Origin of the sequence: Duganella phyllosphaerae (assembly GCF_001758785.1) — a bacterium.
Classification (GTDB): domain Bacteria; phylum Pseudomonadota; class Gammaproteobacteria; order Burkholderiales; family Burkholderiaceae_D; genus Rugamonas; species Rugamonas phyllosphaerae.
In genome coordinates this window covers 63,562-87,922 of record NZ_LROM01000096.1, presented here as the reverse complement: position 1 = coordinate 87,922, position 24,361 = coordinate 63,562, and the positions used below count along the sequence as shown (strand labels likewise).

Sequence of the window (24,361 nt, the reverse complement as noted above, 5' to 3'; positions counted from 1 at the left end):
CTGGCGCGACGCCGAAGCGCAGGGCGCGTTCGACACGCTGTTTTTCAACCAGCGCGGCGAGCTGACCGAAGGTGGCCGCAGCAGCGTGTTCGTCAAGGTAAATGGCAAGTGGCTCACGCCGGCGCTGCACTGCGGCGTGCTGCCAGGGGTGATGCGCGGCGTGCTGCTCGACGATCCGGCGTGGCAGGCCGGCGAGGCGGTGATAACGCGCGAGATGCTGGCGCGCGCCGAAGAGCTCATGGTATGCAACGCCCTGCGCGGCGCACTGCGCGCCACGCTGGAGTCGTGAAAGCCCAAGATTTTTGCCGAATTCTGGAATGATTGGAGAAACGATCCACTGCACAATGGCATTGCTGAATTCAGCAATTAACCAATCGCTTAGAGGACTTGATGAAAAAACTACTTCCAAACCAACTGCCGTTACCAAAGCAGTCCGCGCTACAACCGCTAGCGGTGACGGCGGCGGGGCCGTCCACCAGGTAGTCTGGCCAAGCCATCACCCCAAAGCGTAGACCGGCGGCCACCAGGCGGTCGCGGATCAATCGCCAACTACGTTCGTAACTTGCCCGTATTTCATACAGCGTGGTCGTTCCGTCCTGGTTGTGCACCACTAACCGATCCCACAAGTGCGTGCAGATAAACATGGACAGTGGCAGCGAAGGATAAATCCCGTCCTTGGAGGGCGCGATGGCGCTGGTCCGCAGGCTGTCCAACTGGGTTCTGAGCAATCTCGTCGTGCCGTCACGCCAGCTCACCAACCGCGTTGGCTCTTCATTGCACCATGCGGCAAGGTCGCGCACCTGGGGCGGGCTCGCCGGGAACGCGCCTTGGCGCCGGAACGCCATCAGCAGCCGATAAAGTCGAGAAAGCGGGCCATCAACCCGCATCTCCTTCACCGCTTGAGCAAGCTCGGCGCAGCGCCTGTCGAACCAGATTGCCAGCCATATAGCGATAGACACGGCTTCAGCGGGTTCCCAATGGCCTCTCGCTATCAGCAGATCAATGAGGCTTGCCTTGCTGACTTTGGCAAGCCGCGCCGCCTGCTTTTGGTTGGCTGCCAGCGCGCTCGAACCGCGCCCGCCAGGTTCGCTCACTGACGTTGCTAAGCTCGTTGAGGATCACGGGTAACGCGCGCTCCATCATGCGCTCGACTATCGTTGTGGCAAAAGCATTGTACATAGGCGAAATCAGATCTTTCGGATGAGTACTGCTCAGGTTAGTCAACCCGTATCTGAATTTCCTAGTCGGTAATGGCGCGCAGCCTGGCAAGCGCATCTTCCACCACGTACTCCGGCACCGTCTCGACCCGCTTTGCCTTTCTTGCCTCCAGGTCCAGCATGCGGACCTGGTTGACCAAGGCGACACCTTGCGTCTTGGTACCGGCGCCACCCAGGGGCGCAGCGAAGCCCGCATGCCGTGCGAAGTCCCCGCCTTGTGTTATCGGCGCAACCAGGACCACGCCCAGCGCATTGAACGCGCTGGTGGACAACACCAGGGCAGGCCGCATGCCTCGTTGCTCGTGACCTTCGGTGGGATCGAGGCTGACCATGACGATGTCGCCGCGTCCGAATTTACTGCGGCTCACCACGCTTCGCGCCCCACCGGCTTGAGGTGCGACCACGCTGCCATATCGGCCGGTTCCGCCGCAGACAGGTCACATTGCGCCACCAGGTCAGCCAGGCAATACGACGGCCGTGCAGCTTTCAGCAACACGCCATCGGGCTGCACGCTAACACTGAGCTTATCGCCCAAAGTCACTTTGAGCATACCCAGCAACTCGGCGGGCAAACGCACTGCTGCGCTATTGCCCCATTTCTGAACTGATAATTCCATAAAGCCTCCCAATGTAGATACATTGTAGATTCATTCAATCAGCTTTGTCGAGCCCAAACCGCTTGCGATACGCTCCCGGCGTGGTCCCCGCCACGCGCCGAAAATGGTGGCGCAGCGACTCCATCGACCCGAACCCGCTGCGCTCGGCCACCTGCGCCAGCGCCACCTCGGGCGACTCCAGCAGTTCCTTCACCAGCGCGATGCGTTCGCGGATCAGCCAGTCCACCGGCCCCAGCCCGGTCGCCTGCTGGAACTGGCGCTGCAAGGTGCGCGGGCTCATCGCTGCCCGTTCGGCCATGGCGGCTACCGTGTGCGGCAGCGCCAGGTTGGCGCGCAGCCAGTCGAGCAGGCGCGAGAGCCGGCCGCCGTCGTTCGGCGCCAGCGGGCGCGGCACGAACTGCGCCTGGCCGCCCTCGCGGTGCGGTGCAATCACCAGCCGCTGCGCCACCATGTTGCCGATACGGGCGCCGTAGTCGCGCCGCACCAGGTGCAGCAACATGTCCAGGCCCGCAGCCGAGCCGGCTGCCGTGATCACCTGGCCGTTGTCCACGTACAGCAGGTCCGGTTCGACCCGGATGCGCGGATGGCGCTGCGCCAGCTTGGCGGCGTAGCGCCAGTGGGTGGTGGCATGCTGGCCGTCGAGCACGCCGGCGGCGGCCAGCACGAATACGCCCGAGCAGATCGAACACAGGCGCGCACCGCGCGCATGGGCCGCACGCAGCAGCTCCAGCAACGCGGGCGGCGGCGCCTCGTCGGCATCGCGCCAGCCGGGAATGACGATGGTGTCGGCCAGCGCCAGCAGCTCGGGCGCATACGGCGCCTGTACCGTGATGCCGCCGGCCGCACGGATGGTGCCCGGCTCGATGGCGCAGACGGCAAAGTCGTACCAGTCCACGCCCAGTTCGGGACGCTCGAGCGCGAACAACTCGACCGTGCAGCCAAATTCAAAAGTGCACAGGCGGTCGTAGGCCAGTGCGACAACCAGGTGTTTTTTCATGGCGCAATCTTAACCCAGGTTGGCAGTTGCGACACTGCCGGCGCCCGGTGGCCCGGCGCACAATGGCGTCACCACCACCCACCAGGAGTTCGCCATGTCCCAGCCTTCCGCCGTCGCCGCCGTGCCAGCCGCGCCCAGCGCCGCCGCCCTCGCCCACTTCGAGGCCGGTTTTAGTTTTGAAACCGATTGTTGGGATGTGCACGACGCGCTGGCCGGCGGTGCGCCGGACTTCGTGCTGCTCGACGTGCGCGGCACGGAAAAATACGCAGCCGGCCATGTGCCGGGCGCGCTCGACCTGGCGCACCGCAAGATCGTTGCCGGCAAGCTGGCGGGGTATCCTCCTGATACCTTGTTCGTGGTGTATTGCGCCGGTCCGCACTGCAACGGCGCGGCGCGCGCGGCCGTGCGGCTGGCGCGGCTCGGGCGCCCCGTCAAGCTGATGGCCGGCGGCATCACCGGCTGGCTCGACGAGGGATTCGACCTGGCGTCCTGAAGCGCGCTCAGTCCTGGTGGAATTCAGGCGCCGTCGCAAACAGGTCCCAAGTTGCAATGAACAGCGCGGCAATCACCGGGCCGATCACGAAGCCATTGAGGCCGAACAGCGCCATGCCACCCACGGTGGACAACAGCACCACGTAGTCGGGCATCTTGGTGTCCTTGCCCACCAGTAGCGGGCGCAGGATGTTGTCGACCAGGCCGATCACCACCACGCCATACACGGTCAGGCCCACGCCTTCCCAGACCGAACCGGTGGCCAGGAAATAGATCGCCACCGGCGCCCACACCAGCGCCGCGCCGATGGCCGGCAGCAGCGACAGGAAGGCCATCAGCACGCCCCACAGCACCGGTGCGCTCACGTCCAGGTACCAGAAGGCCAGGCCGCCCAACGCGCCCTGGGCGATCGCCACCAGGATGTTGCCCTTGACGGTGGCGCGGATCACGGTCGTGAAATTCTGGAACAGCCGCTGCTTGTATTTGCGGCTCAGCGGCACCGCTTCGCGAATGCGCTTGGCCAGCTTGTCGCCATCACGCAGCAGGAAGTACAGCAGGTACATCGCGATACACAGGCTGGTGAGGAAATCCATGGTGTACAGGCTGACGTTGATCGCCCGCTTGGCCACTTCCTGGCTCATCTGCGCCGCGCCTTCGGTCAGCTTGTCCTGCAGGTTGGACAAGCTGGTGAGATGGAAGCGGTCGAGCAGGTTGATCATCCAGTCCGGCAGCACCGCCATGATCTTGGAAAAGAACATGCTCACCGAGATCTGTCCCGATTGCATCATCTCGACCACGGTGGCAGCCTGGTTGACGATCGATACCGCGATCAGGGTGAGCGGCAGGATCACCATCACCAATATCATCAGCAAGGTCAGAAAGGCTGCCAGGTTGGGCTTGTTGCGCGTGCGTTGCAGCAGCCAGCGGTAGACGGGCGCGAAGATAATCGCCAGCACCACGCCCCAGAATACCGCGCCGCCATAGGGCACCAGGATCGTGATAAAGGCGATGGTGATGATGCCCAGCAGGGCAAGGAAGACTTTTTGTTGGAAGGTAAATGGTTGCATGGTTCATCTCGTGGTGTCAGTCGCCACCGATTAAACCACGATTGACCAGTGGCAATAACAAACAGGCGCAGGCGCCCGGTGCGCGGACGCACACAAAGGGCCACGCGAACATGCTAGTTGGTGACGAGCGGCATGAAACCGGTTTTATGCGCCGGTTGTTCAGGAAGCGAGCGCTTTTTCGACGGCGCCGACCAGTTGCTTGTCATCGGGCGTGACCTTGCTGCCGAAGTTGGTCAGCACCTTGCCATCGCGGCCGATCAGGTATTTATGGAAATTCCAGGCCGGCGCCTTGCCGGTGGCCTTGATCAGGTCGGCGTACAGCGGGTTCGGGTTCTTACCGGACACCACGGTCTTGGCAAACATCGGGAACTTGACGCCGTAGGTGTTGTAGCAGAAGTCGGCGATTTCCTTGGCGCTGCCCGGTTCCTGCTGGCCGAAGTCGTTCGACGGGAAACCCAGCACCACCAGGCCCTTGCTGCCGTACTTGGCGTACAGCGCTTCGAGGCCCTCGTACTGCTTGGTGAAGCCGCAGTAGCTGGCGGTATTGACCACCAGGATCACCTTGCCGGCGTACTGGCACAGGTCCTGCGGCGCTTCGTCCTGCAGGCGCTTGAAGTTCTGCTTGAGGATGGCCGGGCAGCTGGCCGGCGCCACGGTGGCGGCAGGCGCAGCACCGGCGGCGGGCGCCTGCGCCAGCGCGGACGATGCCGCCAGCAGGGTCAGGGACGAAACAGCGCACAACTGGGCAAGGATCTTGGACATGGTGGGGTGGGCAAGAATGAAAGAAAATTCATTCTATGCCAAATGCCAGTACCTTGCCCGACTGCTTTTCGATTACGCGATGCCGAGGCACACGTATTTGACCACCAGGTAGTCGTCGATGCCGAGGTGCGAGCCTTCGCGGCCCAGGCCCGATTGCTTGACGCCGCCGAACGGCGCGATCTCGTTCGAGATCAGGCCCGTATTCACGCCCACCATGCCGCTTTCCAGGCCTTCGGACACGCGCCAGATGCGGCCCACGTCGCGTGCATAAAAATAGCTGGCCAGGCCAAACTCGGTATCGTTGGCCAGCGCGATCGCCTCTTCCTCGGTGGTAAAGCGGAACAGCGGCGCCATCGGGCCGAAGGTTTCCTCGCGCGCGACCAGCATGTCGCCGGTGACGTCGGCCAGCACGGTCGGCTCGAAAAAGCTGTGACCGAGCGCGTGGCGCTTGCCGCCGGTGAGCAGGCGCGCGCCCTTGTCCAGCGCGTCGGCGATGTGCTGCTCGACTTTTTCCACGGCCTTGGCGTCGATCAGCGGGCCTTGCGTCACGCCGTCTTCCACGCCGTTACCCACCTTGAGCTTTTGCACCGCCGCCACCAGTTTTTCGGCAAAGGCGTCGTACACGCCGTCCTGCACGTACAGGCGGTTGGCGCACACGCAGGTCTGGCCGGCGTTGCGGTATTTGGAGGCGATGGCGCCTTCCACGGCCGCATCGAGGTCGGCGTCGTCGAACACGATGAACGGCGCATTGCCGCCCAATTCGAGCGAGAGCTTCTTGATGGTGGGCGCGCTCTGCTCCATCAGCAGGCGGCCGATGTCGGTCGAGCCGGTAAAGGTCAGCTTGCGCACGATGGGGTTGGCCGTCATCTCGCCGCCGACGTCGCCGGACTTGCCGGTAATGACGCTGAACACGCCGGCCGGCACCCCGGCGCGCTGCGCCAGTTCTGCCAGCGCCAGCGCGGAAAACGGCGTGGCTTGCGCGGGTTTGAGCACCATCGGGCAGCCGGCTGCCAGCGCCGGTCCGGCCTTGCGGGTGATCATGGCGATCGGGAAGTTCCACGGCGTGATGGCGGCGCACACGCCGATCGGCTCGCGCGTGACCAGGATGCGTTGGCCGGCCGACGGCGAGGCCAGGGTTTCGCCCGCCACGCGCTTGGCCTGCTCGCCGAACCATTCGATGAACGACGCGCCATAGGCCACTTCGCCGCGCGACTCGGTCAACGGCTTGCCCTGCTCGGCCGTCATCAACAGCGCCAGGTCGTCGGTATTGGCCAGGATCAGGTCATTCCACTTGCGCAGGATGAGCGCGCGCTCGCGGGCGGTTTTCTTGCGCCAGGCGGGCCAGGCGGCATTGGCCGCCTCGATGGCGCGCCGGGTTTCGGCCGCGCCCATCACCGGCACGGTGCCGATTTGCTCGCCGGTGGCGGGATTGGTGACAGCCACGGTGGCGCCGTTGTCGGCGTCGCTCCATTGGCCGTTGATGTACGCCTGCTGGCGCAGCAGCGATGGATCTTTCAGTTGCAGCATCGTGGTTCTCCTTGAATTTACACTACCGTGAACGAGGACAGGTCCGGGTGCGGCGGCGGATACTGCAAGTCCATGCTCTCCAGTGTTTCCAGCAACAGGCTGGCAATGGCCAGGTTGCGGTGCACCTTGGAGTCGGCCGGCACGATGTACCACGGCGCGTAGTCGGTATTGGTGGCGCGGATCGCGTGCTCGTAGGCCTTGACGTAGTCGCCCCACTTCTTGCGCTGCTCGATATCGTTGGGATCGAACTTCCACTGTTTGTCGGGATCGTCGAGCCGTTCCTGCAGCCGTTCGCGCTGCTCCTCGTGCGAGATGTGCAGGAATACCTTGATGATCACGGTGCCGGTTTCCGTGAGCATGCGCTCGAAGTCGCGGATGTGGGCGTAGCGGCGCTCGCATTCATCGTCATCGATCATGCCCTGTACGCGAGTGATCAGCACGTCCTCGTAGTGGCTGCGGTTGAAGATCGCGATCTCGCCCTTGACCGGCACGTGCTGGTGCACGCGCCACAGGTAGTCGTGCGCCAGTTCTGCATCCGTCGGCGCCTTGAAGGCCACCGCGCGCACGCCCATCGGGTTGACGCCACTGAACAGCGCGCGCACCAGGCCGTCCTTGCCGGACGTATCCATGCCTTGCAACACCAGCAGCACCTTGTGCTGGTGCAGCGCGTACAGGCGGTCCTGCAAATCGGAGATGCGCGAGATCAGGCCGGCCGTGCGTTCGTTGTCGAGCGCCTTGGCTTTCGACTTGCTCAGGTCGGGATTGGCGGCGCGGCTGGAGAACACGCTGTTGCCGGCGTCTTCGTCGCGCAACTTCGGTTTGGCGGGGGCGAGAAAGCGCTTGCGGGCGTTGTGGGTCATGGCTGTCTTCTGGTTTTGTCGATGGACCAGCTTATCACTTTGCCGCCAGCGTTGCCGCCCGATACCCCCACCACGCGGCCTCCTCGAACACCGAAAAGCCCGACAGATCGGCATGGGCAAACAGGATGCTGCCATCGGCCTCGCGCAGCGCCTTCATGCCGGCATTGCTGCGAAAGTTCGGCCACGGCACGCTCATGGCGTGGCCGCGCAAGGTGATGTCCACCCGCTCCACGCACGAAGCGAACTGCGTACCGTACGCGGCTTTCAGATCGGCGCAGGCCAGCGCCAGCAGCTCTTCCGGCTTGGCCGCCACCATCCAGCGCCGCGCATTGACCGCCTTGCGGTCCGACAGCGCCACGTAGGAACTGAACACGGTTTTCTCGGGCGGGCGCACGCGGATATCCTGGTGGGTGGAGACGACAAACCCCAGCCCCGGTTCGCTGTACACCACGTTGTCCCACGACAGCGGCTGGCCGGGCAGCTCGTCGGGAAAGCGCTTGAGCAGGAAATTGGCCACCATCCACGGCGCGTACTCGGGAATGTGTCTGGCCGAATCGAAACCGTAGTCGGCGATGTTTTCCACTACCCGCGCAGCGACGTAGGTGGGCATGGCGCAGATGGCTTTGCGCGCGCGAACCAGGTAGGTGGTGGGCTTGCCGGCATCGAGCCGGAAGCACAGCGCCTCCACGCCGGTGGCGGTCTTTTTGAGCGAGATGCAGGTGCCGGCGCGGCGCCTGATGCCGGACGACTGTTCCATGCCGCGCACCAGCGGTTGCAGCCCGCCGGGCCAGGTGAGCCAGGTGCCGTCGTTGGCGTTGGCCGCCTTGCCCCAGCGGCTGCAATAGTAGTGCAGGCCGGCCCACGCCGACACCTGGTCGTAGCGGGTGCCGTAGTCATCGCGGCAGCAGTAGTTCAGGTACCAGTGCAAGGTTGGCGAACGGTAGCCGTTCTGCTCGAGCCACACCTTGAGCGTGATGCGGTCGAGCGCCGTCCATGCCGGGTCCTCCGACGACATCACGGTAGGGAACACGAACACGCGGCGGCCATCGCTGCCGTGCAGCTGGCGCAGGCGTTCGACTTCCTTGAAGAAGCGCGTATGTTCGTCGAGCTCCCACTGCGGCACGCCCTCGGTGGGCATGAAGCCTTCCTGCCAGTGGCCGTCGTGCAGCAGCCGCTCTTCGGGCGCGTGCAGGAGGAAGCGCTCGTCGTAGTATGGCTTGTCACCGAAAGCGTCTTTTTCAATGATGCCCAGGTCGGCCAGGATTTCGCGCACATGGACCGACTCGGGTGACGGCAGCGGCAGGTAGTGGGCGCCGGTCGGGTATTCGAGGTCGCCAAAGGCACCGCCGGCGGCATTGCCATACGCTTGCGGACCGTCGATCATCAGCATGTCGGTCCTGCCCAGTTGATTGAGCTTCCAGGCGGCGGTGAGGCCCGCCACGCCGGAGCCGAGGATGGCAATGTCGGTGGTAATCACTTCCGACGGCGGCGGCAACGCCTTGCGGTCGCGCAGATAATGGCCCTCGTCGCGGCCCGGGTAGTGCAGCACCGGCGTGATCTCCTGCCAGCGCTGGAAACCGGCCACGCTGCCGGCAGCAGCCAGGCCGGCCATGCCGCCCCATACTAAAAAAGATCGGCGCAACATCAGGAGGCTTCCATCATCGGATCACCCGGCGCCAGTCCTGCTCGAACTCGTGCACCAGCGACTGCGTGTTGAGGCGGTTGGGCGCCATCGGCAGTGCCGGCATATCGGGCGGGAAGATGAACATCTCGCGCGTGGTTTCCTCGTTCAGGTACCGCATCGGCAGCCGGTACCTGGTCGGCGGCGTGTAGTCGGCCTGCGGGCTGGCCAGCACAAAACCCCATTCGCCGAACGACGGCACGTAGGCGTGGTAAGGCGAGGTTTTCATGCCCACTTCGCGCAGCGTGGCGTCGATGGTCCAGTAGGCGTGCGGCGCAAAAAACGGCGACGTCGATTGCACCGTCATCAGGCCGTTGGCCGCCAGGTGCTTTTTCACCATGCCGTAGAACGGCACCGAGTACAGCTTGCCCAACGCGAAACTGGACGGATCGGGGAAGTCGACGATCACCGCGTCGAACATGTCGTCGTTATGCTGGAGCCAGATCGCCGCATCGGCATTGACCACGGTAACCCGCTTGTCGGTGAGCGAGCCGTGATTGAGCTTGACCAGTTCCGCGCGGCTGGCAAAGGCGCCGGTCATGGCCGGATCGAGATCGACCAGGGTGACATGCTCGATATTTTTATACCGCAGGATCTCGCGCAGGGCCAGGCCGTCGCCGCCGCCCAGCACCAGCACGCGCCTGGCCCACGGCAGCGGTTCCAGTACCGGGTGCACCAGCGCCTCGTGGTAGCGATACTCGTCGCGCGACGAGAACTGCAAATTGCCATTGATGTAGAGGCGCAGGTCGTCCTTCCAGCGCGTGACCACCAGCCGCTGGTACGGCGTGGTGGTGGCAAACACGATTTCGTCGCCGAACAGGCCGTGTTCACCCCAGTAGGTCAGGCGGTCGGCAGAAATGAAACCGCACACCAGCAGGAACAACACGGCGCTGGCCCGCAGCATACGGCCGGTAACGTTGGTGAGCTCTGCGCGAAACACCCGAATGGTCCACAGGGCCACGCCCACGTTGAGCATGCCGAACACAAAACCGCTGCGCACCAGCCCCAGCTTGGGCGCCATCACCAGCGGGAACAGCAGCGAGACCGCCAGCGCACCGAGATAATCAAAGGTGAGGACGCGGCTGACCAGTTCACTGAAGTCGGTCTGGCGCGCATTGAGTGCGCGCATCACCAGCGGCACTTCCATGCCCACGAAGGCGCCCACCAAGAACACCATCGTGTAGAGCATGGCGCGAAACGGCGCGGCGCTCCACGAAAACGTCAGGAACAGCACCGCCGCCGAAATGCCGCCCACCAGTCCCACCGCCAGTTCGATGTCGACAAAGCGCGCCATCACGTCCTCGTCGCGCACGTACTTGGAAAAGTGCGCGCCCACGCCCATGGCAAACAGGTAGCAGCCGATGATGGTGGAGAACTGCAGCACCGAGTCGCCGAGCAGGTAGCTGGCCAGGGCGCCGGCAATCAGCTCATACGCCAGGCCGCACGAGGCGACCACAAACACGGACAGGATCAGGATTTTTTTGTTCATTACGCTTATTCGGGCCTGTTATGCACTACCATGCTGCTTTGTTAGCAAGTTAGTAAAGTTAGTCGTCACTTTAACCTGCGAGAGCGCGCCGTGCCAGCTATCCTCAATTATCTGATCCATCTTTTATTGGCCGCGATGCTGCTGGCCGTGTTCTTTGCCGTGTACACGCGCATCACGCCGTACAACGAGGTGCTGCTGATCCGCCAGGGCAACCAGGCCGCAGCCCTGTCGCTGGGCGGCGCCTTGATCGGCTTTTCGATCACGGTCGGTTCCGCGCTGATGCATACCCTCGGTTACCAGCAGTTCTTCGCCTGGGCGTTCGGCGCGATGGTGGTGCAGATCCTGGCCTACGCCATCACCACTCGCGTGCTGAACATGGCCAAGGACCAGATCGAGGGCAACAACACGGCGTTTGGCGGCCTGCTGGGCGCCATCGCCATTTCCATCGGCGTCATCAACGGCGCCTGCATTTCCTGACATTTGAACGGAGGTCCATCATGGGCATCGGCAGCTTTATCAAGAAGCAGTTTATCGACGTACTGCAATGGAACGAGGAAGTGGACGGCGTGCTGGCCTGGCGCTTCCCGATGCAGGACCAGGAGATTCAAAACGGCGGCGTGCTGGTCGTGCGCGAGTCGCAGATGGCGGTGTTCGTCAACGAGGGGCAGATCGCCGACGTCTTCGGCCCCGGCACCCACAAGCTCACCACGCAAACCCTGCCGCTGCTGACCAACCTGAAAAACTGGGACAAGCTGTTCGACTCGCCATTCAAGTCGGATGTCTATTTTTTCAGCACCCGTGTGCAGACCGGCCGCAAATGGGGCACGCCGCAGCCGATCACGATCCGCGACAAGGACTTCGACATGATCCGCGTGCGCGCCTTCGGCATGTACTCGTACCGGGTCAGCGATCCGCGCCAGTTCTTCAAGGAGATCAGCGGCACGCGCGAAACCTACACGCGCGACCAGGTCGAAGAACAGCTGCGCGGGATCCTGATGGCCTCCATGGCCAGCTCGCTGGGCAGCTCGAACGTGCCGTTCCTCGACATGGCGGCCAACCAGGCGCTGATGGCGCAGCAGGTCAAGGGCGATTTGATCGAAGCGTTCGGCCGCTACGGTATCGGCCTCGATGAATTCAACGTCGCCAGCGTGAGCCTGCCCGAGGAACTGCAAAAGGCGCTCGACGACCGCATCTCGGCCGGCATGAAGGGCGGCCTCTCGGCCGACAAGATGACCGGCTTTACGCGCTACCAGACGGCGACGGCAATTCCGCTGGCCGCGCAAAACGAAGGGGGGCTGGCGGGCATCGGCGCCGGCCTCGGCGCGGGCATGACGGTGGGCCAGGCCATGGGCAACGCGATGGGGGCGTCGATGGCTCCGGCTGCTGCTCCCGCTGCACCCGCTGCTGCACCTGCTGCTGCCGACGACTCCGTGGAAGCGCGCCTGCAAAAGCTCAAGGGCCTGCTCGACAAGGGCCTGATCTCGGCTGCCGACTACGACAGCACCAAGGCCGAACTGCTGAAAAAACTGATCGGTTAACCAGAGCCACATGCAAATCGTCTCCTGTCCCAGCTGCGGCGCGGAAGTCAAGTTCCGCTCGCACGCGTCGGTGGTGGCCGTGTGCGAGTACTGCGCCACCACCGTGCTCAAAGATGCCGACACGGTCAAGTACTTCGGCAAGATGTCGGCGGTGCTGGAAGACTATTCGCCGATCCAGATCGGTACCGCCGGGGTGCTGGCCGGGCGGCCGTTCACGGTCATCGGCCGCATCCAGCTGCGCTATGCGGCCGGCATGTGGAACGAGTGGTATTTGCTGTTCGACGACGGCGCCACGTCGTGGCTCGGCGATTCGTCGGGCCTGTACACGATCACCGCCGAATTCAAGGGCGATGCCACGCTGCCGGCGTTCGAGCAGCTGCAACCGGGCCACAATTACGACATCAACGGCGCGTCGTACACCGCCGCCGAAATCCGCGTGGCCGATTGCGTCGGCGGCCAGGGCGAGCTGCCGTTCCGCGTGGGCGACGGCTACCAGTCGAAGGTCGCCGATTTTCGCAAAGGTGCGGAATTCATCACCCTCGATTATTCCGACGGCGCGCCGGTGGTCTACACCGGCGCTGCCGTCACGCTCGACAGCCTGCAACCGCAGCTGCTGCGCGACGACGACACGATACTGCGCGCAGCCGGCCGCTATCGCGGCAAGCTGGCCGCCCTCGACTGCCCGTCGTGCGGCAGCGCCATCAAGTACCTGCCCGGCGTGACCAATACGCTGGTCTGCGCGGCCTGCCAGGCCCAGATCGACGCCACCAGCCCCAAGGCGCAGGTGCTGGCCGCCGGCGAACGAATCGCCAGGGTGACCACGACGATCGACCTGGGCGCCACCACAAAAATCAACGGCCAGGACTTCACCATCATCGGCGTGATGCGCCGCGCCGACGACGAGGGCACCGAGTGGACCGAGTACCTGCTGTACGGCGCCCGCGCGGGCTTTTCGTGGCTGGTGGAGACCGACGAAGGCTGGTCCGGCGCCAGCGTCATGGCCGAGTGGCCGCTGCAATACCAACCGGGTGCCGGCAACGTCGTGATCGACCGCGTGCGCTACGACAGCCTGTACGAATACGGTTCCACCGTCACCTGGGCCGCCGGCGCTTTCAATTGGCGCGTGGCCGTCGGCGACGTCACCCAGGTCGAGGAATACGAAGCTGGGCAGATCAAGCTGGCGCGCGAGACGACCGAACACGAAATGACCTGGTCGCGCTCGGCCCCGGTGCCGGCCGACCAGATGAAAGCCTGGTTCGGCGCCCAGTTCCACGGCAAGGTCAACGCCGCCCCCGGCCCCAAGCCATTCGCGCGCAGCCGCCACCGCGACGCGGCCAAGTACATCATCATGTTCATGCTGGTAGTGAACGCCCTGCCGATGCTGATGAATTTCTCATCGACCTGGTACCTGAGCGCGCTGGGCGCGCTGGCCATCTATTTGCCGGCCACCTTCCTCGATAACAACGACAAGCCATGAGCAAATTCTTCCTGTACGCCGTCATCGTCACCCTGGCCACGTCGGGCGCCTCGTGGGTGCGCGCTGTCTCGGGCGACCGCGACAAGTCCAACTATCGCGGCAGCACCTGGAGTTCGTTCGGCGGCGGTGGCGGCAGCTTTGGCAATGGCTCCGGTGGCGGGGGGCACAAGTGAAGCGCGAGGTGTTACCCAACCGCGTGCCCGACAGTGTGCCTGGCCCGGTCTCGTCTGCGGCTGCGGCTGACAATACGCTCGAGCACCGCCCGACCGGCACCCATGTGCTGGCCGACCTCGGTGGCATTGCTGCCGAAAAATTATGCAGCTGCGAGTGGCTCGACACGTTGCTGCGTTCAGCTGCGCAAGCTGCCAACGCGCGCGTGCTGCACAGCCACTTCCATGGTTTCGGCGACGGCCAGGGCGTGACCGGCGTGGTGCTGCTGGCCGAATCGCACATCTCGATCCACACCTGGCCCGAATGCGGCTTTGCCGCTGCCGACATCTTCATGTGCGGTGATGCGCAGCCTGAGTTAGCGCTTGCTATCGTGATGGAGGCTTTGCAACCGGCGTCACACAGCGTGCAATCGATTTACAGATCGCCGCCCGGCCGATTGCCATAGCGGCGCAGCAGCGCCGGCAAAAAGATGATGGTCGAGTCGATCAGCGCGTGTGTGATCATGCAGGCGATCAGGTCGCGGGTGACGAGATAAATGGCAGTGAGCAGCAAGCCACCGAACAGCACGCCCACCAGGTGTCGCGCCGACCAGCCGCCCAGGTGCGCCACCACGAACACGAATAAGGGAATCGCGGCAGCCAGCCAGGCATTGCCGGTGATCTCCTGCAAACGTTCGATCGGATAGCCACGAAACAGGATTTCCTCGGTGACGGCGGCCGTGATCACGGCCGCGTAGCGGAACCACAGCGGCATGTCGGTCAGGCGCTTGAGGCCCTGGGCCGAGCCTTCGGGAATCGCGCTGCGGCCGCGCTGCAGACCCAGGTGCAGCGACAGCACGGTAAAGGTCACCATGGTCAGTCCGATCATGGCGCCCGCCGCCCAGGCGCCGTATTGGCCCCCTTCCATGCCGATGCTGGCCAGCGGGCGGCCTTCCCAGAACAGCATGATCGCCACCACCGCCAGCGCCAGTCCCCACATCGACGACAGGTGAAACACGGCCTTGATCGGCGCGTGCTTGTGTTGCGACTTGATGAGCGCGAACGCCGACGTGCCGCCGAACGCAACGAGCAAGCCGGCCATGGTGGCAACGGGGACCGCGATCATCGACACCTTTCAGACTGGACGGGCGCCGATGATGGCATGCGCCGTCGCAGAAATCAACGTGTGAGCGCTCAGGCTTGGTCGGGTTGGGTTGCGGCCAGTTCCTGGTCCTTCCGCTGCGCGGCCTGGATCGCCGGACGCGCTTTGACACGGGCGACGTAATCGAGGATTTCGTCGCGCTTGGGTAGCTTGGTCATCCAGGCCAGCGAGGTGCCCCACAACACGTCGAGCGCAGTGAATTGGTCGCCCAGCATCCACGGGCCACGCGCCAGTTGCGCGACCAGGGTATTGAAAACGTCGTCGAAATCGCCATAGCCGTTCATGGTCTTGTCCACCGCTGCGCGCTGCATCCAGTTGTCGATCAGCGCCGGCTCGAAACAGCTGCCGTAGAACGCCATCCAGCGCAGGTAAGGGCCGCGCAGCGGATCGCCGATCGGCGGCGCCAGCCTGGCGGCCGGGAACAGGTCGGCCAGGTAGAGATAGATCGCCACCTGCTCGGTCACCAGCGCGCCGTTGTGCTCGACGGCGGGCACCTTGCCCATCGGGTTGATCGCCAGGTAGGCCGGCTCGCGGTTTTCGCCGCGCTTCATGTTCATGAGGTGCAGTTCGTACGGCGCTTGCAGCTCCTCGAGCAGCGCGAGTACGCCGGTCGAACGCGTGTTGGGGCAGTGGTGAAAAATCAGTTGGTCCATGATGATCTCCTGGTGAAAACCTGACGATAACGGCTGCTATGATGGCAGTCTTGGAAAAACGCGCAGACCTGACTCGAACGATGACGATGACGATGACGATGACGATGACGCCACTGACACTGCAAGACCGCTACAAGGGCGTGGTCAACCCGGCTGCCGTAGGCCAGCGGTTCCGCCTCGAGCGCTACGCCGCCCCGCCCGACCTGGCGCCGTACATCGAGTGGTACTGGATGGTCGCATGGGATTTGCCGCCCGGCGTGGTGCACGTACAACGCACCCTGCCCTCACCGTGCATCCAGGTCGTGTTCGACCGAGGCCGCAGCGCGACGTTCGGCGTGATGACCGGATCTTTTGAATACACCTTGACCGGCAAGGGCGTCGTGCTGGGCGCACGTTTTCGCCCAGGTGCGTTTCGCGGCTTTTTGAAGGGCGCAGTGCAAACCATCACCAACCAGCAATTGCCTGTCTCGGCGGTATTCGGCGGTGATGACGAGGAAGATGAGTGCAGTGTGCTCGACGCCGCCGACGCCGGCGATGACACAGCCATGGTCGCAGCCGCCAGCGCGATTTTCCGCCGTGCGCTGCCGGCGCAGCTGGACCCTCGCATTGAACGGGTTGCAAAGACCATGGAACTGATCAGGCAGCATCCCGAAATAACCCAGGTTGCGCAACTGGCCGAGCGCCTGGACACCAGCGTGCGCGCCTTGCAAGCGCTGTTTCGCGACGTCGTGGGCGCCACGCCCAAGTGGGTCATCCGCCGCAACCGCCTGCTCGACGCCGCCGATCAGCTGGGCAACGGCGACGACATCGATCTGGCCACCTTGGCGCAGGACCTTGGCTACTACGACCAGGCCCATTTCACGTCGGATTTCGAGGAACTGGTGGGCAAGCCGCCGGCGCATTACCGGCGCAGTTGCGTGAAGGAATAGCGAAGGAGATGCGTCATGTCTATGACTAAAAAGCTGCCTCTCAGCGATGAAGAACTTGAGGCATTCGAAGCTGACCGCGATGTGGGCGCAGAGTTGCTGCAAGCCGGCCGTGAGATGCAAGCAGGCCTGGACCGCGTGGTGTATTCGCCCCTCATCGCAGCGCGTGAGAAAACCGGACTCACACGCGAACAATTTGCAGGATTGTTAGGCATGCATGCCAGCGAACTTGAAAAATTAGAGCAGAACCGCAATCGGCTCGATGGCGCCGTGCGGACACTGGTCGCGGTTGCGCTTAGTCACCCGGATGCATTGGTGAAGGCAGTCCGGGCAGGTTCCCCGCGCCGGCTTACCAGTCTTCTTTCTTCGGCTCGGAGTTGGCGGCAGGCGCCGTGACTGCTTTCGGCACGGTTTTGCGCTCGACCGATTTAGGCTTCTCAGCTAAAGGAGCAGCCGCGTCAAGCGACGCGTCGACCACTGTCTTCTGTTGCAACGCTTCACGCAATTGCAAAGCGCCAGGCTGAACGTTGTCGAGATTGACTTTCACATTTTCCAGCGTGCCGTAGGACAGCTTGGGCGTGACGCGGTTGATTGTGACTTCGCAGCATACCGACTCCATATTGCCCAGCGACTGGCCGGTCTGCGGGTCCTTGATTTCCTTGCCTTGCAAATAAATCTTGTAGCGGGTCCCTTCGACCAACGCACTACCGCCTTGGCTTAGCACGACGTTGCTGCCATCACGTTCGACGATGCTGATAGGGAAAGTCTGCAACAGGATGGCATCGGTCGAGCGTTTGACGATCTCGGCCTGCATATTGCGCAATGTGGCGCCCTCATCGACGCCGGCGCCCAGGGTGGTTGGCGCCACTGATGGTGCAGCGCCTTGCAGCGTGGCCGATTGCAGGATCTGGCGGGTGGCAAGATTGATCATGCGTTGCGATACCGACCAGCCACCGGAGTAGCTCACCAGTTCCCGGTCCGATGTTTGCAGCTTGCGCACGTGCTTGTCATAACTGAGGTCATTGACCACGCCCACCCAGACCAGGTCGGCGCTCAACGCCTGCCCCATCTTGGCGAAGTCGGTATTTAGTGTTTTACCCGAACTGATCATATCGAGCTCGTTTTGCAGTTCGCCTTCGAACTGGCGGTCCAGCACCGTAAAGCGGCCGCTCTGGGACAAGGCATCGATGATTTGCTGGCGCAACGGTTCCAAGACCTGGCTCGCTGGTACCGAGCGTCCGCCAATGACAAAGCTGCTACGCTCGGAACGCAGCGGCGCGACGACAATCTTGATCTTTCCGCTGTCGGCAGGCGCCTTGAACTTGGCGATCTTCGCTTCGATCTCGACATTAAACTGTCCCCCCTTGCTGGCAGGCGCCGTCATCTTGACGACTTTGAAGGACGACACCACGCCCTTGGACCGGGTAATGATCTGTTCAGCAAAATGGCTGCTTTGCACGGTTGCCGTGGCTTTCAGGCTGTCGCTGCCATACGAGGTTTCCACGTCGAGGTCGGCAGTGACTTGGGAGTAGGTATTGAGGCTGGCAGAACTGGCATCGACCGTCGTGCCGTTCACTTGCTGGATCGCCAATTTGAGCGCATCGTTGACGGCGGCGCCAGGCGTGACACCGGTGCCGCTGGCGCGCGTGTCAACTTGCTCGATTTTGCCCACATCGGGCACCTGCGTGAGATTCGGTCCGGTCGCTGGCGCTTGCTTGACCGGTACCTCGTCCTGTTTTCCACAGGCCACCAACCCCAGGCATACAAGGCTGACCATCGCGAATTTTTTCATGTTTTACTTATTGTTTGAGAATAAAAAAGGAGCAAGGCACTCGTAGGCACTTGCTCCTCATGGGCTAACCTTTTAGTTCAGTAGCGCAGTGGCGTCGGCGGCTTCTTTGGGAACAGGAATATTATTAGCCTTGGAAAATTCGATCGCCAGTTTCAGCGTGCTGCCAAGGTTTTTAATCGAATCAGGCAAGCTTTTGGCAACGTACAGCGCCGAATTGGCCGATGCACCCAGCGACGACATGCCAGGCTTGAAGCCCGAAGCATCCTTGCTCACGCCGACGTACTGGAGTACGCCTTTGGCCAGTTCGCCCAGGCTGCCCGCGAACTGCTTCTTGCTGGCGGCGTCCATCTCGACATTTTTGCCTTTCAGGGCTTTTTCCAGGGCAGCGCTGCTAGCCGTTTGCACCGCACTTGCTTCTTCCAGCGAATTCTTAGTGGCGCCTTCGGTCAGGTTCTTGGCTTGCACCGATGCTTTTTCTGCTTCGTCTTTCAGGCCAACTGCCGACAACATGCCCGCATCGGCACGCATCACACTCTGCGCAGCGCCAACGTACTTGTTGACGATCTGTTCTGCAGTGACACCGCCACCGCTGCCGCCACCGAGCGACTTGGCGAACCCGCCCAGTTGCGCCGAGGCCATGCCCGACAACAGCACCAGTGCCACGCCGGCAATCGCTTTTACGTAAGAAGTTTTCATAATGTCCTTTAAAGGGGAGTCAACGTCGAGGGATAAGGCCGGCAGCGTATCGACGCTCGACTGCCGGCGCAGGTATTAGCGAACGCCGGCGGCGTTCAGGCGGCTGACGATTTCTTTGGCCGCGAGCAGCGACGCGTCTTTCAGCGCCTTGGTGGTGGCGATGGCGCCATCGGGAGCGACAGCGAAATACTGGACCGGTGGCACGGAGGCCACTTCGCGCGGGAACGCGGCGCTGACATCCATGACACGCCCGGTTACCGTCACTGCCACGCGCGGCATGCCAGTGGCAGGATCCTGGGCCGGTACGCCCACGTCAAATGTGGCCAACACCAGCAACGGCACACCAGCCTTGCGCAGCGAAGCGACCAGGGCACGCATGGTGGCAGGCGTCAAATCGCTGCCGTGCGAGAAGTCGGCGCTGACGGACTTCATGTCGCCATCACCAAGCACGAAGTCGGGATCAGCCACGGTAAAGCCCGACTGCGAGAAGACGCTGGTCACCGACGTTTTGTGGCTGGCCATGGACAGCATGCGATACGTCACCTCGTCCTGCTTGCGGTTGGTGCTGCCGCCAGTTTCCACATTGACCGTCTGGCTGGCGGACAGTTTGCTGGTCTGCTGCTTGTTGGCGTTGGTGGAAATCGCATTCGATTTGATGCTTTCGCCTTCCGAGCCGCGCACCGAACCGCTGGTTTTGATGTCGCGATCGACCTTGATCTCCGCACGCTTGACCACGCGGTCATCGAACGATTTCACTGCCGCCACTTCCCGGCCGAGGAACACATACACCATCGGTGCATTGCCAGCGCCGGCCGGCTGGCTTGCCTTGGCAGCGCCGCGCAGGGTCACGCGTAGCTTGGTGACATTCAACTCGGTGCGTACCGATACAGAGTACTTGCGCAATGCAGGCTGATCTTGTTCGCTCAGCACGGTGCTGCTCATGATGAACTTGTCGAGATTCGCTTCCACTTGCGGACGAATTGCTTCAAAGTTTTCGGATTCCGCTTCTCCAGCTTCGGCGTAGTAGCGTTCGATGGATGCCACTTGCGCGGCGCGCTGGGCGCGCTCGACGTCAGTCGGCATGAGCTTGTTGTCGTAAGTGATGGTGGCAACGCCTTTGGTCGTTACGACTTGGGCCAGCGCTGGCAATGCCAGCAGGGCGGTGATCAACACCGCGAAAATCTTTTTCATCATTTACTTGCTTTCAGAATGACGCGGGATGCGTCGATTTGGCGGGTGATATCTTTCGATCCCGCTGCCGTGACGATCCACTTGGACTCCGGTTGCACCAGGGCGTCAGCGAGTTTCAGGAACAGGCCGCGAATGGCCGCTTCGTAGGCTGGAAAATCATCGAGATCGACCTGGTTGGCTGGGACGATCTTGACTTCGCCGTTTTTCAGGTCGGTGTTGAGAAATTCGGTGTTGAGCGCCGGCTCGAAGAAACGAATATGGCTGTAAACCCCGTACACGTAGGAAGCACCCACGTTGTTCTCACCGCTTTTGATGCGGGCGAACTTGTTGAGTTTGACCTCGAACAGGTAGTCGCCCTCGCCAATCTTGAGATCGAGCGCATCGCCGTTATCGAGGCGGAAAGACATCGTGCCCAGCGCGTGGCCCAGCGCGGTCGGCAGCAAGGAAACACCGAGCTTCGCGGCCAGGATGGAACCGAACGCATCGGAAATCATCTGCCCGGCCAGGGCCGGTTTATCGCGTATGGCCGCCGGCATGACCTGCAGCGCTTCCGCCGTGAGTTCGGCGCGCTTGACCTGGATGGTACGAGTGCCCGGCTTGGGCAGGGTGGCCGTGGAGAGCCGGCGGGTAAACTGCGTCAGCAAGCCACCGCCATCTTCGCGCAGCATCAATTCCCTGACATAGCCTTCGATGGTTGCCGGTGCGGGCGGTTGCTTCGTGGCGTCGAACATGACGACGCTGATCGGGTAGCTGCGCACCACCGATTTGCTCTTGTAGTCAAAAATGAGTACGTCAGCGCGCAGGCTGACAAAGGTTTTGTAGTAGTTGCCGATATGCTCGGTCGAAACCGTCTCACCGTTCAGCAGCAACACTGCCATCAGCGCCTGATCGGCAGCTTTCAGGTTTGTCAGTACGTCGCGCAGTGCGTATTCCAAGGTCGAATGCGGTCCCGCGTAGGCACGGTCGATTACCAGACGCGACAAGGACATGCCATCCGACTCGGTTTTGAGCGACTGCTCGATTTTGGCAGCGTTGGGGAAACGTTCACCGATGGTGGCGTAATCGCCAGCGAAAGCGAATCCGGCAAATGTAATGGGCTGTGCAAAAGCCGTCAACGGGGGCAGTAGCAAGGCAAGAACGAGAGCTACCCAGAGCCGCTTGCAGGCTGAAATCAAGTCACGCAAAAACTTCTCCATAATCATGCAAAAATCTTCAGAAGTGAAAATTTCCTAAATGCATTATTTGGTGGCGATTATTGCAGAAAGTTATCAGTTAAAATCTAACCAATTGTCACATTATGCTAATTTATTGCAAATTTGAAACAACGTAGGATTCCGTTACCTATGGTCGAGTTTTTTGTATCTATGCGGACAGAATTTGGGATAGAGATAATTTCGCGACTACGTGGGCAACACATCCAGGATAAGGTCAGCTCCGTGTGGAAGCTGGAGCAGCAGGCCCTGCCGGTGATCTGACATTGACGACAACCGTCAAGGTAAGCGTCTCAATTTCATATGGCACCCGGAGGTTGGGCCCCTTGAAGTCCTTGGTATTGCGGGTAATGACGAGGAGTTTTTGAACTTGCGCAGTGGCTTTGATGATGGCGTCCATCAGGGGCAATCTTTGGCCCTTTCCGCAAACCCTCGGTGCGGATTCTGGCGGCGGCAGTCATGATGGCATCATCGATACGGATGATCTCGAAGCCGCCCTCACTGAACAGCAGCTCGAATTTATTTTCCTCGACCGGCATGATATTGGCGCGAACTTCCTTCCAGGAGATGACGCGTATAGCGGGCTCATCCCAATAAGTCAGCTCGTCGTGCGCCTCAGCGATTCCGTTAAGGTAATCGATAACAATGTTGCTGTCGAAGAGGACTAGCGCCATTCTTCGCGCATCATACGCTGATATTCCAGACCATCTTTCGGAATATCGGTGCGATCTTTCCACATCCCCGCCGCTTTCGCCAGCGCAGCGGCGCGGCGCGCACGGCGCCCTTCGGGCGTATCGGGGTATTGGGGCTGGTCCTTGGCCGGTTCGGGCGGCGGAGGCTTGTGCTCTGCGATTGTCATGATGAGCCACCTGCTCAAAGTTTGATCAATGCAGGAAGTGTAGCGCAGGCTGTGATGGTTGTCGCCACGATGCTGGCACGTAAAAAAAGGCAGCCGAGGCTGCCTTTTTGCTTTACTACTGTTGCGTTGCTTAGTGCTTGGCGCGCAGCTTGGCGATGGCGGCCAGTTGGCCGATCGCTGCTGCCAGTTCGGCTTGCGCTTTCGCGTAGTCGATGCCGGCGCTGTTGTTGGCCAGCGCTTCTTCGGCGCGCTTCTTGGCCGCTGCCGCTTTGGCTTCGTCCAGGTCGGCGCCGCGGATCGCGGTATCGGCCAGCACCGTCACGGCGTTCGGCTGCACTTCCAGCAGGCCGCCGGCCACGAAGACGAACTCTTCTTCGACTTGGCCAGGAACCTTGATGCGCACCGCGCCCGGGCGGATGCGGGTGATCAGGGGCGTGTGCTTCGGGTAGATACCCAGCTCGCCCTGTTCGCCCGGCAACGCGACGAATTCCGCTTCGCCGGAGTAGATCAACTCCTCGGCGGAAACGACGTCAACGTGAATAGTGTTTGCCATGAGTTTCTTTCAACAATTAGTTGAGTTTCTTGGCTTTTTCGATAGCTTCTTCGATCGTGCCTACCATGTAGAACGCTTGTTCCGGCAGGTGGTCGAGTTCGCCCGACGCGATCATTTTGAAGCCCTTGATCGTGTCTTTCAGCGAAACGTATTTACCAGGCGCGCCGGTGAATACTTCAGCAACGTGGAACGGCTGCGACAGGAAACGCTGCATCTTGCGAGCGCGCGATACCAGCAGCTTGTCTTCCGGCGCCAGTTCGTCCATGCCCAGAATCGCGATAATGTCACGCAGTTCCTTGTAGCGCTGCAGGGTGCCCTGAACAGCGCGCGCGGTGTCGTAGTGGTCCTGGCCAACAACCAGCGGGTCCAGCTGGCGCGAGGTCGAGTCCAGTGGATCGACTGCAGGGTAGATACCCAGCGAGGCGATGTCACGCGACAGCACGACGGTCGAATCGAGGTGACCGAAGGTGGTCGCTGGCGACGGGTCGGTCAAGTCATCGGCAGGTACGTACACGGCCTGGATCGAGGTGATCGAACCGGTCTTGGTCGAGGTGATGCGCTCTTGCAGGCGGCCCATCTCTTCGGCCAGGGTAGGCTGATAGCCGACTGCCGATGGCATACGGCCCAGCAGTGCCGACACTTCGGTACCGGCCAGGGTGAAGCGGTAGATGTTGTCCACGAAGAACAGAACATCTTTGCCTTCGTCACGGAACGCTTCCGCCATGGTCAGACCGGTCAGCGCCACGCGCAGACGGTTGCCTGGTGGTTCGTTCATCTGACCGTACACCATCGCTACCTTGGAGTTCTCCGGATTTTCCAGATCGACCACTTTGGCGTCGGCCATCTCGTGGTAGAAGTCGTTACCTTCACGGGTACGCTCACCCACACCGGCGAACACGGACAGACCCGAGTGCGCTTTGGCGATGTTGTTGATCAGTTCCATCATGTTCACGGTCTTGCCCACACCTGCACCGCCGAACAGACCGACTTTACCGCCTTTGGCGAACGGGCACACCAGGTCGATCACCTTGATGCCGGTTTCCAGCAGATCCTGCGATGGCGACAGTTCGTCGTATGCAGGAGGAGCGCGGTGGATCGAAGCGATCTGGTCGTGAGCGACCGGGCCGCATTCGTCGATCGGGTTGCCCAGCACGTCCATGATGCGACCCAGGGTTGCTTTACCGACTGGCACCATGATTGGTTTGCCGGTGTTCTGGATCATCATGCCGCGGCGCAGACCGTCGGAGGTACCCAGAGCAATGGTACGGACAACGCCGTCGCCCAGCTGCTGTTGTACTTCCAGGGTCAGCTCGGAGCCTTCCATTTTCAAGGCATCGAATACCTTGGGCATCGCATTGCGTGGAAACTCAACGTCCACCACAGCGCCGATACACTGAACGATTTTGCCATCAGCCATGTTCGTTCCTTCAAATATAGTTAAATTCG

Annotated in this window: 29 protein-coding genes; 9 read left to right on the top strand and 20 right to left on the bottom strand. The window is 62.0% G+C overall.

Annotated features, from left to right (window positions below; all coding sequences use genetic code 11):
* Positions 1–289, top strand: a 289-nt coding sequence (locus DUPY_RS17635) for an aminotransferase class IV (protein WP_167359081.1), incomplete at its 5' end; no start/stop codon positions are given.
* 70 nt (positions 290–359) lie between these two features.
* On the opposite strand, the gene DUPY_RS17630 is transcribed toward DUPY_RS17635, so the two are convergent.
* The 4 genes from DUPY_RS17630 to ftrA all read right to left on the bottom strand — a co-directional run bounded on the left by DUPY_RS17630 (position 360) and on the right by ftrA (position 2,830).
* Positions 360–1,094, bottom strand: a complete 735-nt coding sequence (locus tag DUPY_RS17630) for a hypothetical protein (protein WP_070249693.1) — start codon at positions 1,092–1,094, stop codon at positions 360–362.
* Between the two features lie 146 nt (positions 1,095–1,240).
* Complete coding sequence (locus tag DUPY_RS17625) at positions 1,241–1,588, bottom strand: type II toxin-antitoxin system ChpB family toxin (protein WP_070249692.1); 348 nt, start codon at positions 1,586–1,588, stop codon at positions 1,241–1,243.
* Positions 1,582–1,833, bottom strand: coding sequence for an AbrB/MazE/SpoVT family DNA-binding domain-containing protein (locus tag DUPY_RS17620; protein ID WP_070249691.1), 252 nt, complete (start codon positions 1,831–1,833; stop codon positions 1,582–1,584). Before DUPY_RS17620 ends, DUPY_RS17625 begins: the two co-directional genes overlap by 7 nt.
* A gap of 34 nt (positions 1,834–1,867) precedes the next feature.
* Entirely contained in the window at positions 1,868–2,830 is a 963-nt protein-coding gene (gene ftrA, locus DUPY_RS17615) for a transcriptional regulator FtrA (protein ID WP_070249690.1), read from the bottom strand.
* A gap of 94 nt (positions 2,831–2,924) precedes the next feature.
* Here ftrA and DUPY_RS17610 point away from each other — a divergent pair, with 94 nt between their 5' ends.
* Complete coding sequence (locus tag DUPY_RS17610; protein ID WP_070249701.1) at positions 2,925–3,323, top strand: rhodanese-like domain-containing protein; 399 nt, start codon at positions 2,925–2,927, stop codon at positions 3,321–3,323.
* Between the two features lie 7 nt (positions 3,324–3,330).
* On the opposite strand, the gene DUPY_RS17605 is transcribed toward DUPY_RS17610, so the two are convergent.
* The 6 genes from DUPY_RS17605 to DUPY_RS17580 form a co-directional block, all read right to left on the bottom strand.
* Positions 3,331–4,389: an AI-2E family transporter gene (locus DUPY_RS17605; RefSeq protein ID WP_070249689.1), complete on the bottom strand. Its 1,059-nt coding sequence runs from the start codon at positions 4,387–4,389 to the stop codon at positions 3,331–3,333.
* 159 nt (positions 4,390–4,548) lie between these two features.
* A complete protein-coding gene (locus DUPY_RS17600; protein ID WP_070249688.1) occupies positions 4,549–5,151 on the bottom strand; it encodes a glutathione peroxidase in 603 nt (200 codons plus the stop codon).
* A 72-nt stretch (positions 5,152–5,223) separates the two neighbouring features.
* Positions 5,224–6,678, bottom strand: a complete 1,455-nt coding sequence (gene gabD / locus DUPY_RS17595; RefSeq protein WP_070249687.1) for an NADP-dependent succinate-semialdehyde dehydrogenase — start codon at positions 6,676–6,678, stop codon at positions 5,224–5,226.
* A gap of 17 nt (positions 6,679–6,695) precedes the next feature.
* Positions 6,696–7,538, bottom strand: coding sequence for a PPK2 family polyphosphate kinase (locus DUPY_RS17590; protein ID WP_070249686.1), 843 nt, complete (start codon positions 7,536–7,538; stop codon positions 6,696–6,698).
* A 34-nt stretch (positions 7,539–7,572) separates the two neighbouring features.
* Positions 7,573–9,183 (bottom strand): NAD(P)-binding protein, encoded by a 1,611-nt coding sequence (locus DUPY_RS17585; RefSeq protein ID WP_070249685.1) that lies wholly within the window; start codon positions 9,181–9,183, stop codon positions 7,573–7,575.
* A 13-nt stretch (positions 9,184–9,196) separates the two neighbouring features.
* On the bottom strand, positions 9,197–10,708 hold the full coding sequence (locus tag DUPY_RS17580) for a polyamine aminopropyltransferase (protein WP_070249684.1): 1,512 nt from the start codon (positions 10,706–10,708) through the stop codon (positions 9,197–9,199).
* 90 nt (positions 10,709–10,798) lie between these two features.
* On the opposite strand from DUPY_RS17580, the gene DUPY_RS17575 reads away from it, so the two are divergent.
* From DUPY_RS17575 to speD, 5 genes are read left to right on the top strand one after another with little or no spacing between them, the layout of a single operon-like run.
* Positions 10,799–11,185, top strand: a complete 387-nt coding sequence (locus tag DUPY_RS17575; RefSeq protein ID WP_229255412.1) for a DUF350 domain-containing protein — start codon at positions 10,799–10,801, stop codon at positions 11,183–11,185.
* A 20-nt stretch (positions 11,186–11,205) separates the two neighbouring features.
* Positions 11,206–12,246 carry an SPFH domain-containing protein gene (locus DUPY_RS17570; protein ID WP_070249683.1) on the top strand — a complete coding sequence of 347 codons (1,041 nt, stop codon included), beginning with the start codon at positions 11,206–11,208 and terminating at the stop codon, positions 12,244–12,246.
* A 10-nt stretch (positions 12,247–12,256) separates the two neighbouring features.
* Positions 12,257–13,723, top strand: coding sequence for a DUF4178 domain-containing protein (locus DUPY_RS17565; RefSeq protein ID WP_070249682.1), 1,467 nt, complete (start codon positions 12,257–12,259; stop codon positions 13,721–13,723).
* Positions 13,720–13,896 (top strand): hypothetical protein, encoded by a 177-nt coding sequence (locus DUPY_RS28420; protein WP_167359080.1) that lies wholly within the window; start codon positions 13,720–13,722, stop codon positions 13,894–13,896. Before DUPY_RS17565 ends, DUPY_RS28420 begins: the two co-directional genes overlap by 4 nt.
* A 35-nt stretch (positions 13,897–13,931) precedes the next feature.
* Positions 13,932–14,339: an adenosylmethionine decarboxylase gene (gene speD, locus DUPY_RS17560; protein ID WP_070249699.1), complete on the top strand. Its 408-nt coding sequence runs from the start codon at positions 13,932–13,934 to the stop codon at positions 14,337–14,339.
* On the opposite strand, the gene DUPY_RS17555 is transcribed toward speD, so the two are convergent.
* Both DUPY_RS17555 and DUPY_RS17550 read right to left on the bottom strand, forming a co-directional pair.
* Entirely contained in the window at positions 14,309–14,998 is a 690-nt protein-coding gene (locus DUPY_RS17555; RefSeq protein ID WP_070249681.1) for a CPBP family intramembrane glutamic endopeptidase, read from the bottom strand. The genes speD and DUPY_RS17555 overlap by 31 nt on opposite strands.
* 68 nt (positions 14,999–15,066) lie before the next feature.
* Positions 15,067–15,687 (bottom strand): glutathione S-transferase family protein, encoded by a 621-nt coding sequence (locus DUPY_RS17550; RefSeq protein WP_070249680.1) that lies wholly within the window; start codon positions 15,685–15,687, stop codon positions 15,067–15,069.
* Positions 15,688–15,737: 50 nt separating this feature from the next.
* On the opposite strand from DUPY_RS17550, the gene DUPY_RS17545 reads away from it, so the two are divergent.
* Both DUPY_RS17545 and DUPY_RS27300 read left to right on the top strand, forming a co-directional pair.
* The gene (locus tag DUPY_RS17545) at positions 15,738–16,616 is read left to right on the top strand and encodes an AraC family transcriptional regulator (RefSeq protein WP_307188199.1); all 879 of its coding nucleotides are present in this window, start codon (positions 15,738–15,740) and stop codon (positions 16,614–16,616) included.
* 15 nt (positions 16,617–16,631) lie between these two features.
* Positions 16,632–17,009 (top strand): helix-turn-helix domain-containing protein, encoded by a 378-nt coding sequence (locus DUPY_RS27300; RefSeq protein ID WP_071651665.1) that lies wholly within the window; start codon positions 16,632–16,634, stop codon positions 17,007–17,009.
* Here DUPY_RS27300 and DUPY_RS17540 read toward each other — a convergent pair.
* The 8 genes from DUPY_RS17540 to atpD form a co-directional block, all read right to left on the bottom strand.
* Complete coding sequence (locus DUPY_RS17540; protein ID WP_084640769.1) at positions 16,963–18,405, bottom strand: CsgG/HfaB family protein; 1,443 nt, start codon at positions 18,403–18,405, stop codon at positions 16,963–16,965. The two genes, DUPY_RS27300 and DUPY_RS17540, sit on opposite strands and share 47 nt — an antisense overlap.
* A gap of 72 nt (positions 18,406–18,477) precedes the next feature.
* Positions 18,478–19,101 (bottom strand): hypothetical protein, encoded by a 624-nt coding sequence (locus DUPY_RS17535; protein WP_070249678.1) that lies wholly within the window; start codon positions 19,099–19,101, stop codon positions 18,478–18,480.
* A gap of 75 nt (positions 19,102–19,176) precedes the next feature.
* Positions 19,177–20,292: a hypothetical protein gene (locus DUPY_RS17530; protein WP_070249697.1), complete on the bottom strand. Its 1,116-nt coding sequence runs from the start codon at positions 20,290–20,292 to the stop codon at positions 19,177–19,179.
* Positions 20,292–21,494 (bottom strand): hypothetical protein, encoded by a 1,203-nt coding sequence (locus tag DUPY_RS17525; protein WP_141749592.1) that lies wholly within the window; start codon positions 21,492–21,494, stop codon positions 20,292–20,294. Before DUPY_RS17525 ends, DUPY_RS17530 begins: the two co-directional genes overlap by 1 nt.
* Positions 21,495–21,802: 308 nt before the next feature.
* On the bottom strand, positions 21,803–22,177 hold the full coding sequence (locus tag DUPY_RS27995; RefSeq protein ID WP_141749591.1) for a PIN domain-containing protein: 375 nt from the start codon (positions 22,175–22,177) through the stop codon (positions 21,803–21,805).
* Positions 22,168–22,362 carry a hypothetical protein gene (locus DUPY_RS17515; RefSeq protein WP_070249675.1) on the bottom strand — a complete coding sequence of 65 codons (195 nt, stop codon included), beginning with the start codon at positions 22,360–22,362 and terminating at the stop codon, positions 22,168–22,170. The genes DUPY_RS27995 and DUPY_RS17515 overlap by 10 nt, the downstream gene beginning before the upstream one ends.
* A gap of 130 nt (positions 22,363–22,492) precedes the next feature.
* Positions 22,493–22,915: a F0F1 ATP synthase subunit epsilon gene (locus DUPY_RS17510; RefSeq protein ID WP_070249674.1), complete on the bottom strand. Its 423-nt coding sequence runs from the start codon at positions 22,913–22,915 to the stop codon at positions 22,493–22,495.
* Between the two features lie 16 nt (positions 22,916–22,931).
* Positions 22,932–24,332 (bottom strand): F0F1 ATP synthase subunit beta, encoded by a 1,401-nt coding sequence (gene atpD / locus DUPY_RS17505; RefSeq protein WP_070249673.1) that lies wholly within the window; start codon positions 24,330–24,332, stop codon positions 22,932–22,934.
* Positions 24,333–24,361: the final 29 nt, after the last annotated feature.